Source organism: Pseudomonas sp. CFBP 8770 (genome assembly GCF_014841705.1).
Lineage (GTDB): Bacteria > Pseudomonadota > Gammaproteobacteria > Pseudomonadales > Pseudomonadaceae > Aquipseudomonas.
In genome coordinates, this window is sequence record NZ_JACYUL010000010.1 from 102,606 (window position 1) to 118,880 (window position 16,275).

9 protein-coding genes and 1 rRNA gene are annotated in these 16,275 nt (G+C 62.3%); 1 reads left to right on the forward strand and 9 read right to left on the reverse strand.

Translation table 11 applies throughout. The features are described 5' to 3' along the window. Positions 1-15: 15 nt before the first annotated feature. The 5 genes from IFT98_RS19905 to IFT98_RS19925 all read right to left on the reverse strand — a co-directional run bounded on the left by IFT98_RS19905 (position 16) and on the right by IFT98_RS19925 (position 5,556). Positions 16-912, reverse strand: a complete 897-nt coding sequence (locus tag IFT98_RS19905) for a LysR family transcriptional regulator (protein ID WP_192051303.1) — start codon at positions 910-912, stop codon at positions 16-18. Positions 913-981: 69 nt separating this feature from the next. Continuing rightward, positions 982-1,563, reverse strand: coding sequence for an NAD(P)H-dependent oxidoreductase (locus tag IFT98_RS19910; RefSeq protein ID WP_122480247.1), 582 nt, complete (start codon positions 1,561-1,563; stop codon positions 982-984). Between the two features lie 192 nt (positions 1,564-1,755). Continuing rightward, positions 1,756-2,970: an aldose 1-epimerase family protein gene (locus IFT98_RS19915; RefSeq protein WP_192051305.1), complete on the reverse strand. Its 1,215-nt coding sequence runs from the start codon at positions 2,968-2,970 to the stop codon at positions 1,756-1,758. A 159-nt stretch (positions 2,971-3,129) separates the two neighbouring features. Beyond that, complete coding sequence (gene mmsB / locus IFT98_RS19920) at positions 3,130-4,020, reverse strand: 3-hydroxyisobutyrate dehydrogenase (protein ID WP_122795784.1); 891 nt, start codon at positions 4,018-4,020, stop codon at positions 3,130-3,132. A 9-nt stretch (positions 4,021-4,029) separates the two neighbouring features. Beyond that, on the reverse strand, positions 4,030-5,556 hold the full coding sequence (locus tag IFT98_RS19925) for a CoA-acylating methylmalonate-semialdehyde dehydrogenase (RefSeq protein WP_192051307.1): 1,527 nt from the start codon (positions 5,554-5,556) through the stop codon (positions 4,030-4,032). A 100-nt stretch (positions 5,557-5,656) separates the two neighbouring features. Between IFT98_RS19925 and IFT98_RS19930 the strand changes: the two genes are divergently transcribed. Continuing rightward, the gene (locus IFT98_RS19930) at positions 5,657-6,592 is read left to right on the forward strand and encodes a LysR family transcriptional regulator (protein WP_122480251.1); all 936 of its coding nucleotides are present in this window, start codon (positions 5,657-5,659) and stop codon (positions 6,590-6,592) included. A gap of 27 nt (positions 6,593-6,619) precedes the next feature. Here the strand turns inward: IFT98_RS19930 and recD are convergent, their stop codons facing one another. From recD to rrf, 4 genes are all read right to left on the reverse strand, one after another. Further along, positions 6,620-8,701, reverse strand: coding sequence for an exodeoxyribonuclease V subunit alpha (gene recD, locus IFT98_RS19935; RefSeq protein WP_192051309.1), 2,082 nt, complete (start codon positions 8,699-8,701; stop codon positions 6,620-6,622). Beyond that, the gene (gene recB / locus IFT98_RS19940) at positions 8,698-12,393 is read right to left on the reverse strand and encodes an exodeoxyribonuclease V subunit beta (RefSeq protein ID WP_192051311.1); all 3,696 of its coding nucleotides are present in this window, start codon (positions 12,391-12,393) and stop codon (positions 8,698-8,700) included. The genes recD and recB overlap by 4 nt, the downstream gene beginning before the upstream one ends. Next, a complete protein-coding gene (gene recC, locus IFT98_RS19945; RefSeq protein ID WP_192051313.1) occupies positions 12,390-15,869 on the reverse strand; it encodes an exodeoxyribonuclease V subunit gamma in 3,480 nt (1,159 codons plus the stop codon). The genes recB and recC overlap by 4 nt, the downstream gene beginning before the upstream one ends. 196 nt (positions 15,870-16,065) lie before the next feature. After that, positions 16,066-16,181: ribosomal RNA gene (gene rrf / locus IFT98_RS19950) — 5S ribosomal RNA — on the reverse strand. Positions 16,182-16,275: the final 94 nt, after the last annotated feature.

Genomic DNA, 16,275 nt, shown 5'->3' on the forward strand with positions numbered 1-16,275 from the left:
CCACCTGCCGCCGCTTCAGCAGGCGTAGGCCGCCAACTTGTCCTGGATGAAGTCCAGAAAGCACTGAATCCGCAACGCCAGCTGTGAGTTGCGGTAGTACACCGCATTGATCGGCTGGCGGTAACCGCTGTTGGCATCGGCCAGCACCACCTGCAAGCGCCCCTGGCGAATGTCTTCGTGGGTCATGAAGTGCGACAGGCAGACGATCCCCTGCCCTTCCAGCGCCAGTTGCCGCAACGTTTCGCCACTGGACGCCGCCATGCGTGGCTGGATCTGCAGTCGATCGCCCTCGGCATGGCGCAACGGCCAATGATTGAGCGTTTCAGTCTGGGTAAAGCCCAGCAGCACATGCTGACTCAAGGCCTCGACCGTTTCCGGCACGCCGTGACGCTCGAGGTAGGCGGGGCTGGCGAGGATGTTCAGCGGGCTGCAACCCAGCGACCGTGCGTGCAGGGTAGAGTCGGCCAACACCCCGATACGGATGGCGACATCGGTGCTGTGCTCGATCAGATCGATGATCAGATCGTTGCTGTTGAGCTCCAGCACAATGTCCGGGTAGCGCTGACGAAACTCCGCCACGTACGGCACGATCGCGTGCAGCATGAACGGTGACGCGGCATTGATGCGCAAGCGCCCGGCCGGCGTCTGGTGACGCAGCGCCAAGCGCTCTTCCAACTCGTCCATGCGCGCCAGGATCTCCTTGGCCTGCTCGAAGAAAAACCGCCCCTCTTCGGTCAGGTCCATGCGCCGCGTGGTGCGGTTGATCAAGGTTGTGTCCAGCTTGGCCTCGAGCTTGGACAAGGTGCGGCTGACCGCCGAAGGGGTCTGACCGAACTGTTCGGCGGCGGCAGAAATGGAGCCGCTCTGAATGACGGCGACGAAGACTTGCAGCTCATCGGATCGAGATTTCAACGCAGGCCTCATCGGATCTACCAGGACCTGCGAAACATACACCAATCCCCGCCCCTGGCGAGCGTGCCGTCAGCCCAGCACCTTGGCCAGGTGCGCCTGATACCGTGCGACATCGTTGTCGATGTTCGGCATCTTCATCACGTCGACGCTGAGGAAGGTCGGCAAAGCGGTCATGTCGAGAAATTCGTTGGCCTTGTGGAACGGGAAATACACCGCGTCCACGCCTTTGCCCTCGAAGAAGTCGGCCGGATCGTCGAACGCTTGCTGCGGCGCGTTCCAGGTGGCCGAAATCATGTACTGCTTGCCCTTGAGCAAGCCACCGCTGCCATATCGCTGCGACGCATCGGACCGCGTCCGGCCGTCATTGGCATACAAGCTGCCATGGCCTTCGGTGAACACCTCATCGATGTATTTTTTCACGGTCCACGGCGCACCCATCCACCAGCCCGGCATCTGGTAGATGACCACGTCGGCCCAGAGGTATTTCTGCACTTCCTCGGCAATGTCGTAGCCACCGTCGATGAAGGTCTGCTTCACGTCGAAGCCGGCGCGGTCCAGGTAGGCCACGGCGGCATCATGCAGGGTCTGGTTGTAGCGACCGTCGGAGTGGGCGAACTGCTTGCCGCCGTTGAGCAGAAGAATCTTTTTCATGAATGTGGCCTCGTTGACTGTGCGAGAAATATCGATGGGCGCAGTCTAGAGGCCTTGCCCGCGAGGAGTAAGCGGGCAGCGCGCAAATCTCTCTTGCTTGAGAGTCACGAATGAATGGCCATTGTTGCGTGTTCGTTGGCTGCAACGCGCCCTGGCCGGAGCAAGGCTTTTCGGTTGCCGCCAACGCTGTTACTACTCCTTGGTCAGGTCCACCAGCGGCGTCTGCCGCACTTCGGTCTGGCGCTCGCCCTGAATCGTCTGGATGGTTTTCAGCGCCTTGTCCACGGCCGGTTTGTCCGCCAGCAGGCTGTAGCTGATGCTGAAGTGCTTCTGCTGTTTGGGCTCGATGGTAGGGACCAGATTCAAAGGCCGTTGGTAACGGCGGTTATAGGAAAAGCTGGTGCCCGGCTCCAGCCCGGTCACATAGCCCTGGCCTTGCGTGTCGGTGTTCTTCCACAACGAAAACACCGGCAACTGCTGGACGTTGAAACCTACCGCCACGCCCAGGCTGCCGGCCTTGTTGTGCAGCACGGTCAGGGTGTCGCCCTTGGCATCGCCATAGGGCACCACGTTGTACACGGTCTCGTCATAGTCCTTGGTGGGTGCGCGATAGCTCTGCCAATCGCCCAGATCAGCCTTGGCCTTGTCGTTGAAAGGCGACACCTGCTTCACCGCCGCCGCAAAACGCGCGCCCTCTTCCAGGAACGGCGTGCTGAAGTTGCTGTGGTACAGCGCCTGGTATTCCTTGGGGTAGTCGCCGTTGTTGGTCAGCGTATCGTTGAGCACGAAACGCGCCGCCCCCGGCTCGGTCACCAGCTCGGTCTGCGCGGTGAAATCGACCTTCTTGAAAGCCTGCTCCTGCAGCTCGCCGCGCACATGAATCGCATACGGCGGCGCTTCGTCGATGTGCACCGTGACCTTGCTGGCCGGGATGTTCGCGGCACGACCGTGCAGGGTCAGCAGCTCACCGTTATCCATGCCCGGATGGCCGACCCACTCGTAGCCGCAGCGCGTCACCAGTTCGTTGAACCCCTCGAGCCAACCCAGGCCACCCCGGCCGTTGAGCTCGATGAAGGCCGGATTGACCACTTCCTTCACCGGCGAATCCCAGCCCATGCGCGCGTCGCCCACCTGAGCGTGGAGCACGTTCATGCCCCGTGTAGGCACCAGCGTCAGCTTCATGGTGCCGTTATCGATGTCGATCAGGCTGACACCTTCCTGGCGACCCCCGTGCAGCGTGCGCATCGTGATGGAGAACGGCTTGTCGAGCTTGACGCCCAATTGTTCGCTGGTGATGCGCTGGTTCTGCGCAGGCTTGTCGCTGTCCAGCAACACGAAGTCCCAGGCCAGGGCGTGGGAGCTGAGGGTGAATGCGGAGATGGCACAGGCGAGGGGGAGCAGTTTCATGGAGGTAGACCTTTCTTGGAGTTATGGATCACGCGGTGAATCGATTCAGCTACCAGCCGAGTCTAATCCCCTTGCGCCCATTTGGAAATCCGCCTGTAGCAGCGGCGCAAGTCGCGTCCGCTGCACCGCGCACCCTCCCTCGTTTGCTATGTAACCGTGTTACTCAGCAGGACGCTGATACGCCTTCACGATCGCAGAAAAATCCAGCTGCCCCTCTCCCCGCAAGCTCATTGCCTGATACAGCTGTTGTGCTACGGCACCCAGAATCACCGGCTGGCGTGCCTGCTTTGCCGCTTCGGTAGCCAGCCCCAGGTCCTTCAACATCAGCTCGGCGCCGAACCCCCCACTGTACCCGCGGGCCGCGGGCGCTGTTTCAATGACCCCTGGCCAGGGATTGTAGGTATCCGAACTCCAGCAGCGTCCGGTGGAACTGTTGATGATGCCCGCCAGTACCTGAGTGTCGATCCCCAGCGCATTACCCAAGGCCATGGCTTCCGACACGCCGACCATGGAGATTCCCAGCAGCAGGTTGTTGCAGATTTTGGCGATCTGCCCGGTGCCGACCTCGCCACAATGGACGATGTTGCGGCCCATCTGCGCCAGCACCGGCTGCAGCTGGCCGAACAATTGCGCCGACGCACCGACCATGAAGGTCAAGGTGCCCGCCTGGGCGCCACCGGTGCCACCCGACACAGGCGCATCGGCCAGATCAACGCCCTGCCTGGAGGCTGCGGCAGCGATATCGCGCGCAGTCTGCGGATCGATGGTGCTGCAATCCACTGCTGGCGTACCCGCACGAATGCCAGCAAGCACGCCTTCCTCACCCAGGTAGACGCTGCGCACGTGCGCCGCTGCCGGCAGCATGGTGATCACCAGTTCGCCCTGGGCAGCGGCGTCCTTGGGCGAGGCGCTGACGTGGCCACCCAATTGCGCCAATTCCGCCAGTACGTCCTGGTTCAGATCGAACACATGCAGCGTGTGGCCTGCCTTGAGCAGGTTGCGCGCCATGGGCGCGCCCATGTTGCCCAAGCCTATGAAAGCAATGTTCATGGCAATGCCCTATTTCAAGTTGATGGTGGTGTTGACGCCGTCGTTTACGCTGTCATCGTCGAACCAGCGCGCTGTGACCGTCTTGGTCTGTGTATAGAACTGCACCACCTGCTTGCCATAGGGCCCGAGGTCACCAAGCTTGGAGCCGCGCGACCCGGTGAAGCTGAACGACGGCACCGGTACGGGAATCGGGATATTGATGCCTACCTGGCCCACGTCGATCTCGCTCTGGAACTTGCGCGCCGCAGCGCCGCTCTGGGTGAACAAACCCACGCCGTTGCCGAACGGGTTGGCATTGACCAAAGCAATGGCCTCATCAAGGGTATCCACCTCCAGGGTGATCAGCACCGGCCCGAAAATCTCCTGGGTGTAGATCTGCATGTCCGTGGTGACACCGCTGAACAAGGTCGGGCCAACGAAGTTGCCCTGCTCGTAGCCAGGCACCTGCACACCGCGACCGTCGAGTTCCAGCGTCGCGCCTTCCTGAACGCCACTGTCGATCAAGGCCGTTACACGCTCCAGCGCGCGGCGGGAAATCACCGGGCCGACGTCGGTGCCCGGTTCATTGCCAGCGTTGACCTTGAGCTTCTGTGCCAGCGCCTTCATATCGGGAATCCACTCGCGCGACTTGCCTACCAGCACGGCGACCGAGGTGGCCATGCAACGCTGCCCGGCCGCACCGAAAGCGGCCCCGACCAGCGCGTTCAGCGTTTGCTCGCGGTTGGCGTCCGGCAGTATCACGGCGTGGTTCTTCGCGCCCATCATCGACTGCACGCGCTTGCCATGCCGGCCGGCCAGGTCATACACATGAGTGCCGACAGCGGTCGAACCGACGAACGACACCGCCTTGATGTCGGCATGGGTGCACAGCGCATCGACGACGTCCTTGCCACCGTGCACCACGTTCAATACACCCGGCGGCACGCCCGCCTCCAATGCCAGCTCCACCAACTGGACCGTGGACAGCGGATCCTGCTCCGAAGGCTTGAGCACGAAGGTGTTGCCGCAGACGATCGCCATCGGGAACATCCACAGCGGAATCATCGCCGGGAAGTTGAACGGCGTGATCCCCGCGCACACACCGATGGGCTGACGCAACGTGTAGGTATCGACGCCACCGGCGACGTTCTCGGCGAACTCACCCATCTGCAGGCTGCCGATGGAGCAGGCATGCTCGACCACTTCCAGGCCGCGGAAGATATCGCCCTCGGCATCGGCAATGGTCTTGCCCTGCTCGGCACTCAAGGTCTGCGCAATGCGCTTGGAATGTTCCCGGATCAATGCCTGCAGCTTGAGCATGATGCGCATGCGCGCACCTAGTGGCGTCAGGCGCCAGGTCTTGAACGCACGCTGCGCGGCGGCTACTGCGGCATCGACCTCGTCGGTCGTGGCGAAGGGCACCCGCGCCAGCACTTGCTGGGTGGCCGGGTTGATGATGTCGCGCCATTCCTGGGTGGTCGAGGCGACCCACTGGCCATCGATCAGCAGTTTTACATCGTCGATCTTGCTGGCATTCGGTTGAACGGACACGTTCATGGATGACCTCCGCGTATTTATTGTTGTGGCGAGACGGTTCTGCGATGGAGTATAGATGCTGCAAACATCTAACAAGAACTCACAATAAAGCCGGTCCAACATGCAAAAAGACCTTAGCAGCCTGAACTGGGACGATCTCAAGTTCTTTCTCGAAGTGGCCCGCACCCGCAAGGCCAGCATCGCGGCCAAACGCCTGGGGGTGGACTACACCACCGTATCGCGGCGCATCGGCTCGCTGGAAAATGCCTTGGGTACCCTGCTGTTCGAGAAGTCGCGGACCACAGGCTTCGTCCTCACCGCCGAAGGGCAGCGCCTGCTCGCTTCGGCCGAGTCGATTGAAAGCACCCTGCACATGGCCTGCGAGCAGGTTTCAGGGTCTGGCGTGGCGCTGTCAGGGCATATCCGCATGGGCTGCACCGAAGGCTTCGGCAGCTTTTTCATCACCCCGCAGCTGAGCCATTTCGTCGACACCTACCCGGCCATCTCGGTCGATATCCTGCCGCTGCCGCACTTCATCAGTCTGTCCAAACGCGAAGCCGATATCGTCATCGCCCTGGAGCGTCCCGAACACGGGCCCTATGTCTGCTGCAAACTCTGCGACTATCGGCTCAAGCTGTATGCCACGCGGACCTATCTGGATCGCCATCCGCCCATCGAAAGCAGCGCCCAACTCAGCGAGCACCGGTTCATCAGCTACGTCGACGACCTGGCGTTCAGCTCCGAGCTGCTGTACCTGAACAAACTGCTGCCCAACGTCAACGCCGGGCTGCGCAGCACCAGCGTGATCGCCCAATACACCGCCGCGCTTCAGGGACACGGGCTGGTCATACTGCCGTGCTTCCTCGCCGCTCAGGACGAACGCCTGGTGGAAGTCCTGCCCGAAGAAGTCGATATCACTCGGCAGTTCTGGATGTACTGCCGAGAGGACCTGCGCAAGCTCAAGCGGATCATCCTGCTGTGGGATTACATCCGCGACGTCACCGACCGCAACGCTGCGCTGTTGATGGGACACTCGCGCACCACCGAGCCCCTGTAGCAGCGGCGCAAGCCGCGTCACGCACTCTCACGACTTCCACTCGAGCATCAGCCCGCTGAGCCTTTTCACCCGGCGCCGCACAGCCTCTTCAAACACACCTTTGCGGGATTCAACCAAGGTAAACCAGTGCTTGGCGCGAGTGATGCCGGTGTAGATCAGCTCCTTGGTCAAAACCGGATTCAAGGCGTCGGGCAGGATCAGCGCCGTGTGCGCGAACTCCGACCCTTGGGATTTGTGCACCGTCATCGCATAGACCGTTTCCACGTCATTCAAGCGACTTGGCAGCACAAAGCGGATGCCGCCCTGCCCGTCGTTGCGGGGAAAGGCCACGCGCAGCACCATTCGATCGCGCTCGCCACCCTCGGGCAGCATCAGGGCAATGCCGATGTCGCCGTTCATCAAGCCCAGGCCATAGTCGTTGCGTGTCATCAATACAGGCCTGCCCTCATACCAGGGTTGGCCACCCTCAATGAGGCGCGCTTGGGTCAAGGCCTGGGTCACGCGGGCGTTCAGGCTTTCCACACCCCAAGGCCCCTTGCGCACGGCGCACAGCAACTGGAACTCATCGAAAGCGTTCAGCAACCCACGCGCCCAGGTGGCCCAGGCTTCATCTTCCAGGCGCGTGTCGGCCGGCGGGCGAGCGGCGTCGATCTGCTCCAGATAGCGTCGGTAGCCTTGTGGTCCGTCGGCGTCGCGACCATGCCCGTCCAGCAGCAGGCGCAGCAAAGCCACATCGTGCTCGCCTTTGAGCGGCAGCCAATGAACATCGGGATACTGGCCTTCCTGCAGCAAGGCACGCGCGCCGTCGGCGTCCTGCAAATTGACCCTGGCTGCCAGCTGGCCAATGCCACTGTCCTCGCCGAATCGGCGCGAGTGCCGCAGCATCACCACCTGCTGCGCCAGGGCGTGATCATGCTCGTTGCCTTCGAGCAGCCCGCTGCGTGCGAGGTCCTCGCCGCTGACCTGCTCCAACCAGGCGCGCGTCGCCGGGCTGTAGTAGCCGGCCTCGGCCTGGCTGCACAGGTCGCCCAGCACCGCACCTGCCTCGACCGAGGCCAACTGGTCCTTGTCGCCCAGCAGCACCAGCCGGGCATGGGGCGGCAGCGCATCGAGCAGGTTGGCCATCATCTCAAGGTCGATCATCGAGGCTTCGTCCACCACCAGTACGTCCAGCGGCAAAGGGTTGGCCGCATCATGACGAAAATGCCGCGTGCCCGGACGGCTACCCAGCAGGCGATGAACCGTGGTCACCTCGGTCGGAATACGCGCCTTGATTGCAGCGTCCACCTGCAGGCTCTGGACCTGCAAGCTGATCGACTCGGTCAGCCGTGCCGCTGCCTTGCCGGTCGGTGCCGCCAGCCGAATACGCAGGGGTTTGTCCTGCGCCACCGCGGGCCCTTGCAGAAGTGCCAGCAGGCGCACCACCGTGGTGGTCTTGCCCGTTCCCGGGCCGCCCGTAACGATACTGAAAGCACCCCGCACGGCGAGCGCGCAAGCCAGTTTCTGCCAGTCGATCCGAGCCCCGTCGGTGGCCCCGAACAATTGCGTCAGACGTTGTGCCAGGTCTTCCGGTACCGGCTCCCGCGCGTCCAGCCGCTGACGCAGCGCATCACCGATACGCCGCTCGTACGCCCAGTAACGACGCAGGTACAGGCGCTGGCTCGAAAGCACCAAAGGCGAGCTGCCTGTCGGGTCATCTGCGCTCCCCACCAAGGAGCTGTTCGCCAGGCTGGCAAGCCAGGCTTCGGCACCCAGGCCTTGAAGCAACTGCGATGGCAGCAGGGCCACGCCCCCTTGCAAGTCGCCTTCGGGAGGCAGGGACAAGGCGAAATCCGGTGCCTGCAGCGTCGCCGCCAGATCCAGGCAGACATGCCCATGCCCCAGCTGGTGGCTGGCGAGGGCGGCAGCGAGCAGTACCAGAGGGTCGCCCTGCGGGTCGAGGTCGGCGAGAAACGCTACGAAGGCTTTGTCCAGCGCACGCAGCCAACCGCGCTCCACCCAGCGCTCGAGCAACGCCAACAGGTCGGGCGTGCGTGTCCGGGGCTGCAGCTGAGCAAGGCTGTGTGCATCCAGAGGGGTGGGCAGCAGGTCGGCAAACGAGCGGGTCATGGTGCACTTTCCTCGAACAGGTCGGCCTGGACATCACGGCGTCCGCCTTTGAACAGCGCATCGAGTTCCTCGATGAGCTCACGGGGTGGCCGGGTGAAGTAAACGCCCTGGCTGGGCGCCCCCAGGCCGCGCAGAAACACGAACGCCGCACCGCCCACGTGTTCGTCGTAGTCGTACCCTGGCAGCCGCGCCTTCAACTGGCGGTGCAAGGCGAGCAGGTACAGCACGTATTGCAGGTCGTAGCGGTTGGCCAGAATGGATTCGGTCATCGCAGCGTGGGTATAGGCGGCATCATCCGGACCCAGCCAGTTGGATTTGTAGTCGGCAACGTAATACTGCCCCTGATGCTCGAAGCACAAGTCGATGAAGCCCTTGAACATGCCGTTGAGCATGGCGCCTTCGGCTGGCATTCGAAGCACGCCGGGATGCGTGTATTGGCGCACCAGGGTATCGAGACGACTTACGTCGACCTTGTGGCTGGCGAACCAGAATTCCATCTCGATCTGGTATTGGTCGAGATCGGCCATGCGTACCGGGGCTCGTTCGGACCCAAGCTGCAATGGCTCGTCAATGAAGCGCCGCAACCAGTCGTCGAGGGTAGGGATCCAGCCGCTCCAGCCGCGTCGACTGCAACGCCGCGCGACGTTGTCGGCCAATCGTTCCGGGGCCGCGGCAACGCTGGCGAAACCTTCGCGCCCTGCCCATTCCAGCAAGCCGTGCAGAAAAGTGCCCGGCCCGGGGCCACGGGGAAAACGGTGAATGTCACCACTGGTGGCCGGCACCTCGCGCGGCACCTGCGCGTCCAGGCGCTCATCGTCCATCAGTTTCTGCTCGAGAGCGCTGTCGGGCGCCTGGTCATCATCCGCGCCCAACGTGTCGCTGATGCGCAACGCGCTATAGGACGCTATCCACCAGTTCTCCCGGGCACTGCGCCTTGGCAGGCGCACCTTGAGCAGCGCGGCGTCGCTGCGCATCGGTACATAGCGGGTATTGTCCGCCTCCGGCACTGGCACACTGACGATGTCTGCGCACCCCGCGCTCGACGCCTGTAGCCAACTCGCAAGCTGGCTTGCGTCGGCAAGTGGCTGCCCGCCGCCAAGCAGGTAACCGATGGCCGAGCGATGGAACACCGACTCCTTGGTCGTGCCACGCTTGAGGTCGGCGATGCCGAGCCAGCAGCCGTGCTGTGCCCGGGTCAAGGCAACGTAGAGCAGGCGCAGGTCCTCGGCCAGACGCTCGTCGTCGGCCAGCGCCACCTGTTCGGATGTAGGGCTCAGCGTCAACTGCGCGCGGTGGCTCGCGTCGTGGTAGATCAATGGCAATCGCTTGCCGTCGACCGGTTTGCAACTGCAGATGAAAGGCAGGAAGACCAACGCATACTCGAGCCCCTTGGACTTGTGGATGGTCACCACCTTGACCAACTGCTCGTCGCTTTCCAGGCGCAGAATATGCTCCTCCGCCGCACTGCCGGACAGCGCCAGCTGTTCGCCCAGATGACGGATGAGCGCCTGCTCGCCGTCCAGCTCGCTGGACGCCTGCTGCAACAGTTCGCACAGGTGCAGCAGGTTGGTCAGGATACGCTCGCCATCGTCGCGGCCGATCAGCGCCAATGGCAGGTCGAAATCGTGCAGCAGGCGGCGCAGCATCGGCAGCACGCCCTGGGTGCGCCAGATGTTTCGATAGCCACGGAACTGCATGACCCGCGCTTCCCACTCCAGCTCGCTCAGGTTCAACTGCTCCAATTCGTGCAACGAGCGGTTCAGCGTCACGCTCGCCAACGCAGCGCGCAGTTGCCGCTCCGAGTCAGGCTCGGCGCACGCCTTCAGCCAGGCCAGCAAATCGTGGGCCTCCTGCGCGGCAAATACCGAGTCCTTGTCGGACAGGTACACACTGCGGACCCCTCGGTCGGTCAGCTCGGCACGTACGGCCTGAGCCTCCTTGCCATCGCGTACGAGAATGGCAATATCGGCCGGCAGAATACCGCTGGCCCTGCGTTCCTCCACCTGAAAACCGGCGTGCCCAGCTTGCCCCGCATTCAACAGGCGCACGATTTCCGCCGCGCAGGCGCCGGCCAGCGCCTTGCGGTAGGCGACGCCGGAAACAGGCTGGTCGCTGGGCAGATGCCAGAGCGTCAAGGCCGGTACAGCCTGACCCTCCACGCTCAACGACTCCTTGCGCCCTTGCGCCCGCACATCCAGAAACGGCACAGGGTTTTCATCGCCTTGTCGGAACAGGAATGCACCTCGCCCCTGCGCGCGCTGCTCGGCCTGCATGAACATGTGGTTGACGGCCCCGACCATGGCCTTGGTAGAGCGGAAGTTGGTACCCAACGCATGCAGCCTGCCCTCGGTCGCCCGACGTGCCTGCAGGTAGGTATGGATATCCGCGCCCCGAAAGGCGTAGATCGCCTGCTTGGGGTCACCGATCAGGAACAGACCGGTTTCCTGGTCGTTGCGCTCGATGTGATAGATACGTTCGAAGATGCGGTACTGAACCGGATCGGTATCCTGAAACTCATCGATCAGGGCAACGGGAAACTGTTCACGAACCAGCTCGGCCAACTGTTCACCACCGGCGCCCTGCAAGGCCCGGTCCAGCCGCACCAGCATGTCGTCGAAGCCCATCTCGGCACGCCGACGTTTTTCTTCCTCGAAACGCGCGCCGATCCACTGCGCTGCATGCTTGAGGACCGCGCTCTCAGGCGTCGGCAAAGCCGCCAGTGCCGCAGGCAGCTCGACCATCGCCCGCAAGCCGGCGTGCCCCGGCGCATCGCCTTTCCAGGCTTCGGCCATGCCGTCGGGGGTCAAGCGGGTAAAACCGGTACCGATATCCAGGTCGTGTTGATTTGGATCCGTAGCCCAGGCGGTGATCTTTTCAAACCAGGGTTCGAAGTAGCGTGCCTGCATCTTGCGGCCATCGACTGCCTTGGCGGCCACCGCCTGCAGGCAGATTTCACGCAACTGGGTGGCCCACTGCGGCCAAGGTTCCTTGAGCTCGACCAAGGCCCGCTCACGCTCGGCCAGACAGCGTTCGATCAGCTCGCCGGGCTCATCGCCCGAGACATCTCCCTGCACGTGCGCGAACAACCCCCGCACCCGGCCAAGCAATGCCGCAGGCCCGCCAAGATGAGCGCGTACCCAATCCAGCGCAGCACCGTGCATCGGGTAATAGAACCGTCGCCAATAGTCGCGCACGACCTCGCCCAGCAGTTCGCTGTGATCGGTTTCCAGGCTCTGGGTGAACAGGCTGCCGCTGTCGAACGCGTGTTCGCGCAGCATGCGCTGGCACCAACTGTGAATCGTGGAAACAGCAGCCTCATCCATCCACTGGGCAGCGATATCCAGTCGACTGGCACAGGCCGGCCACTGCGTCAGCTCGAATTCGTCGCGCAACTGCTCGACGAGCGCATCCGGTGCCGTTATTTCGTTTCGGAAAAACCGCGCGGCTTCGGCCAGACGGATCCGAATGCGCTCGCGCAGCTCCTTGGTTGCGGCATCGGTGAAGGTCACTACCAGGATCTGCGGGGGCAGCAGTTCGCGCCCGAAGCCGTTGATATCGCCACCATGGCCGAGTATCAAACGCAGGTAGAGCGCGGAAATGGTGAATGTCTTGCCGGTGCCGGCGCTGGCTTCGATCAGTTGGCTGCCACGCATTGGAAAAGCCAACGCCAGTGGACGTTCGAGCGATGTCATGGGCGCGCCTCCCCATCATCAACCGAGCGCCAGGGCGCCTCCAGCATGGGCTGGTACAAGGCTTGCGCCCAGCCTTCGAATTCCTCCCCATCCATCAAGGCATCGAAATCAGCGAACTGGCGCATCAGTGCCATCGCTTCCCTACGCTCGCCATTACTGGTCACGCCATCGCCCTCGTACGCCTTGCGTGCTGCCACCAAGGCCTTTTCCTCATCGGTGTGCGAAAGCCAGGCCACGGCCGTCTTCACTGCTACCGGCAGCGGCCGGGTCATTCCTGCCTGCCAGGCCAGCAGCAGATCGCTCAGGGCGTTTCGAGCCTGATCCAGGGGCAGTGGATCGAGCAGCAGGGTATCGTCACTGGCAACTACCGCCGTGGTCAGCGGCAAGCCAACGGCGCAGGACGCCAGGTGCAGCACCCACGGGCGTACCAGCCGATGCCACTTGCGCGAGCGCACGCCGCCAATGGCGTTGGCAATCGTTGAAACACTCAGGTAGTTGCCGTCTGCACGCTGGTAGACACCCGCCAGCCATCCCTCCAGTACGACGCCCTGGGCCTGGAAAGTGATCGGCAGGGCACTGTCCAGTCGCGACGGCCACATGACAAGCAACTGACGGTAGCGCTCGAGCAGATCGGGCAGTGGCTCGATCAATTCCTCGCGCAACCGCGTGCCAAATTCGGCCATGGGCAACAGGCCGCTGCCCTGCAACTTGCGCGCATGGCTTTCCAGCGTCTCGGCAATCGCGTCGGCACTGGCCATGCCGGCACCGAGCAGGCTGGCACTGAGCGTGTAACGCTCCAGCGCATCGAGCACGAAGGGCTCGATGTCGGCTACAGGCTTTTCCGCCGACTCGAAGAAAACTTTCAGCCGTTGGCTGAAGAAATGCCTGACAGGATTGCGCAGAAAGTCCTGCAACTGAGCCACACTCAGTGGCTCATCCTGACGATGAGCCTGCAGAGGCGACTGTTCATGGGGTGCGGCCACCTGCGCATGCAAGTGCTGCCACTCCCTTGCAAAGCTGAAAAGAGCTGGGTTGCCCTGATGAAAATACCGGGCGCTGAAAGGTTGGAGAGGATGCTCCAGCGTGAGCGCATGCAATAGCTTCTCCCCGCTTGCCGAGTTGTCCAGCGCCTCATCGCCCGACAGCCTCCAGCCACTGGCCAGATGATCTCGCAGTTGCCCGACCAGTACCGATGGCGGCCGTTCGCTGTTGTCTCTGATACTGCGTCCAACCCAGCTGATATACAGCTGTTCGCGGGCCGAAAGCAGCGCTTCCAGTAACAGATAGCGATCATCCTCGCGCCGCGAACGGTCACCGGGGCGATAATCGCTGCCCATCAGGTCGAAATCGAGCGGTGGCTGCGCCCGAGGGTAGTCGCCATCATTCATGCCCAACAGGCACACGATCTTGAACGGAATCGCGCGCATCGGCATCAAGGTGCAGAAGTTGACGGAGCCTGCCAGAAAACGCTGGCTCAAGCGTCCCTGATCCAGGCCTGCAAGCCAGGCTTCACGCACCACCGTTAACGGCAACGCTTCGACTAGCCCTACGGCCTCGCAGGTTTGTAGCCACTCTTCACGCAGCTCTTCGAGCTGGTTGAGCAGGTACTCGTCGTGCTCGGTGTCGGCGGTGAAGAACAGCTGCAGCATTTGATGCAGGCGAACACCCCACTCTGCCGGGCTGGCCGTGCGATCAAGTTGCTGACAGGCCACTTCCAGGGCATCCAGCAGCGCTGCCAGCGGGCCAATGAGCGCTGCGTCCAGGCCGCCGATCTCGTCGTAGGGCTCGATATCACTGCAGCCCACACCGGTTCCGACGGCATAGCCGAGCAACATTCGCCGCAGCCCAAAGCGCCAGGTGTTCTGTTCCAGCTCGATCGGCAAGCCCAAGTGCTGGCGGTGCGGCGCATGGAGCCCCCAGCGAATGCCCGCGCCTTCGATCCAGCGACGTAAAGTCGGTAGATCACGCTCCTGAATCGCGAACCGACGCCGCAGGGCAGGCACGTCCAGAAGGTCAAGGATCTCGCTAACGGGGAAGCGGCTGTCCGGTAGCTTGAGCAGGTGCTCGACCGCTATAAGCAGAGGATCTCGCCCACGCTGCCCCTGATCGGTCAGTGTGAAGGGAATGAATCGGCGGTCTTCCCGGTCCAGTTGGCCAAACACTGCGCGAATGTGCGGCGCATAGCTGTCGATGTCGGGCACCATCACGATCACGTCGCGTGGACGCAGTCCCGCATCGGCACTGAACCTTGCCAATAACTGATCGTGAAGAATTTCCACTTCGCGCTGTGCACCATGAGCGACATGGAAGCGGATGCTCTTGTCGGTCTTGATATCCACGCTTGGCCAGGTGGACTGCGTTTCACCCAGAGGGCGCAGCTCCAGAATATCGTCTTGCAACTGAGCTAACAGATGCTGTGGTTCGCTTTCGCTAAAGAGGTCGATGCGACCCTCTTGAAATGCCGACTGATAGCTGGCGGGATCGTCATAGCTGTCGAGCAGGTTGATGTAGTCACGGCCCTGCTTGCCCCAGGCAGCGAGCAATGGATGTGCATGCTGATGAAGGCTGTCGGCGTCCAGCACCGCTGGCATTCCCTGCTTGCGAGCCTGGCGCTTGTATTGATGACGCAGGAGGTCCTTGTCCGCCACGATATCCGTCCAATGGTGCCGACAGGGGTTGTGCACACACAGCAACACTTGGCTGAATCGACCCAGCGCCGCCAGGGCTTCCAGGCCTTGTGCAGGCAATGAAGAGATACCGAACACGATGACCCGCGAGGGTAGCGTTGACGGCGCTTGATCCAGCGCCGCTGCAGCCTCCATGAAACGCTGATGCACGCCTGCCCGGCTTTGCGCCATGCCTTCGAAGCCGACATCCTGAAGCAATGCCCGCCACAGTTCCGCCTGCCAGCAGTTGCCTGCCGGCAGGGGTTTGCTCAAACCCCTGCCATTGCGCAGCTGATGCTTGCCCTCCGCCCAGTCCTGCAGCCAATCCGCGCGGTAGACCTGGTATTGATCGAACAGGTCTGCCAGACGCTCGGACAGCTGGTAGCGCTTGCGCAGGTCGTTGTCGTCAAGCAGGAAGCGCTGCAGGGGTTCGAAATGGGGCTGGTCAATCAGTTGCGGCAGAAGGCGCATCAAGCGCCAGGTGAGCGGCGCCTTGTCGAGTAGCGAGGAAGAAGGGATCTGGTCTTGCCCCAGTACGCTCCGATACAACTGCCACATGAAACTACCCGGCAACTGCACGTCTACCGCTGCGGAGATGCCTACGCCGCCTTCGTCATCCGGGCCTTCGTCCGCAGCAAGCGCGAGCTTGAGCCACTGGGCGATACCGTTGCTCTGCACCAGGATGATTTCATTTTCCAGCGGACGCAGTGGGTACAGGCGCATCCAGCTCACGACAAGGCTGCGCAGTTCGTCCAGACGATTGCCGTGTACGACCATGAAACCGGGGGTAAGAGGTGACACAGCCGACATGGGCGAAGTCCTTGAGATAAGCGTGAATCAAGGTTCAACCTTATCAGATGTGGCTTCGCGAGTTGAGCCAGCCGGGTCTGCCCAGTTTGTAAGAGACAACTGAATGTTGAGCCGATAAGTAGGAGGGGTCTTACAACAAAACGCTAGAAAGACAAAACCCCTACATGCTTACGCAGATAGGGGTTTCGGAATTCAATCTTGACGATGACCTACTCTCACATGGGGAAACCCCACACTACCATCGGCGATGCATCGTTTCACTGCTGAGTTCGGGATGGGATCAGGTGGTTCCAATGCTCTATGGTCGTCAAGAAATTCTGTAGCCAGGATGCCCTCGCGAGGCACTCCAGCGAATCGGGTATGTGATGTTTGTGGGTTGTCTTGCTGCGAACTTTCGGTTCGTGTC

Excerpts from the sequence above, each read along its gene's own strand:
- IFT98_RS19910 (WP_122480247.1), bottom strand. The coding sequence starts at position 1,563 with ATGAAAAAGATTCTTCTGCTCAACGGCGGCAAGCAGTTCGCCCACTCC.
- IFT98_RS19915 (WP_192051305.1), bottom strand. The coding sequence starts at position 2,970 with ATGAAACTGCTCCCCCTCGCCTGTGCCATCTCCGCATTCACCCTCAGC.
- mmsB (WP_122795784.1), bottom strand. The coding sequence starts at position 4,020 with ATGAACATTGCTTTCATAGGCTTGGGCAACATGGGCGCGCCCATGGCG.
- IFT98_RS19925 (WP_192051307.1), bottom strand. The coding sequence starts at position 5,556 with ATGAACGTGTCCGTTCAACCGAATGCCAGCAAGATCGACGATGTAAAA.
- IFT98_RS19930 (WP_122480251.1), top strand. The coding sequence starts at position 5,657 with ATGCAAAAAGACCTTAGCAGCCTGAACTGGGACGATCTCAAGTTCTTT.
- recD (WP_192051309.1), bottom strand. The coding sequence starts at position 8,701 with ATGACCCGCTCGTTTGCCGACCTGCTGCCCACCCCTCTGGATGCACAC.
- recB (WP_192051311.1), bottom strand. The coding sequence starts at position 12,393 with ATGACATCGCTCGAACGTCCACTGGCGTTGGCTTTTCCAATGCGTGGC.
- recC (WP_192051313.1), bottom strand. The coding sequence starts at position 15,869 with ATGTCGGCTGTGTCACCTCTTACCCCCGGTTTCATGGTCGTACACGGC.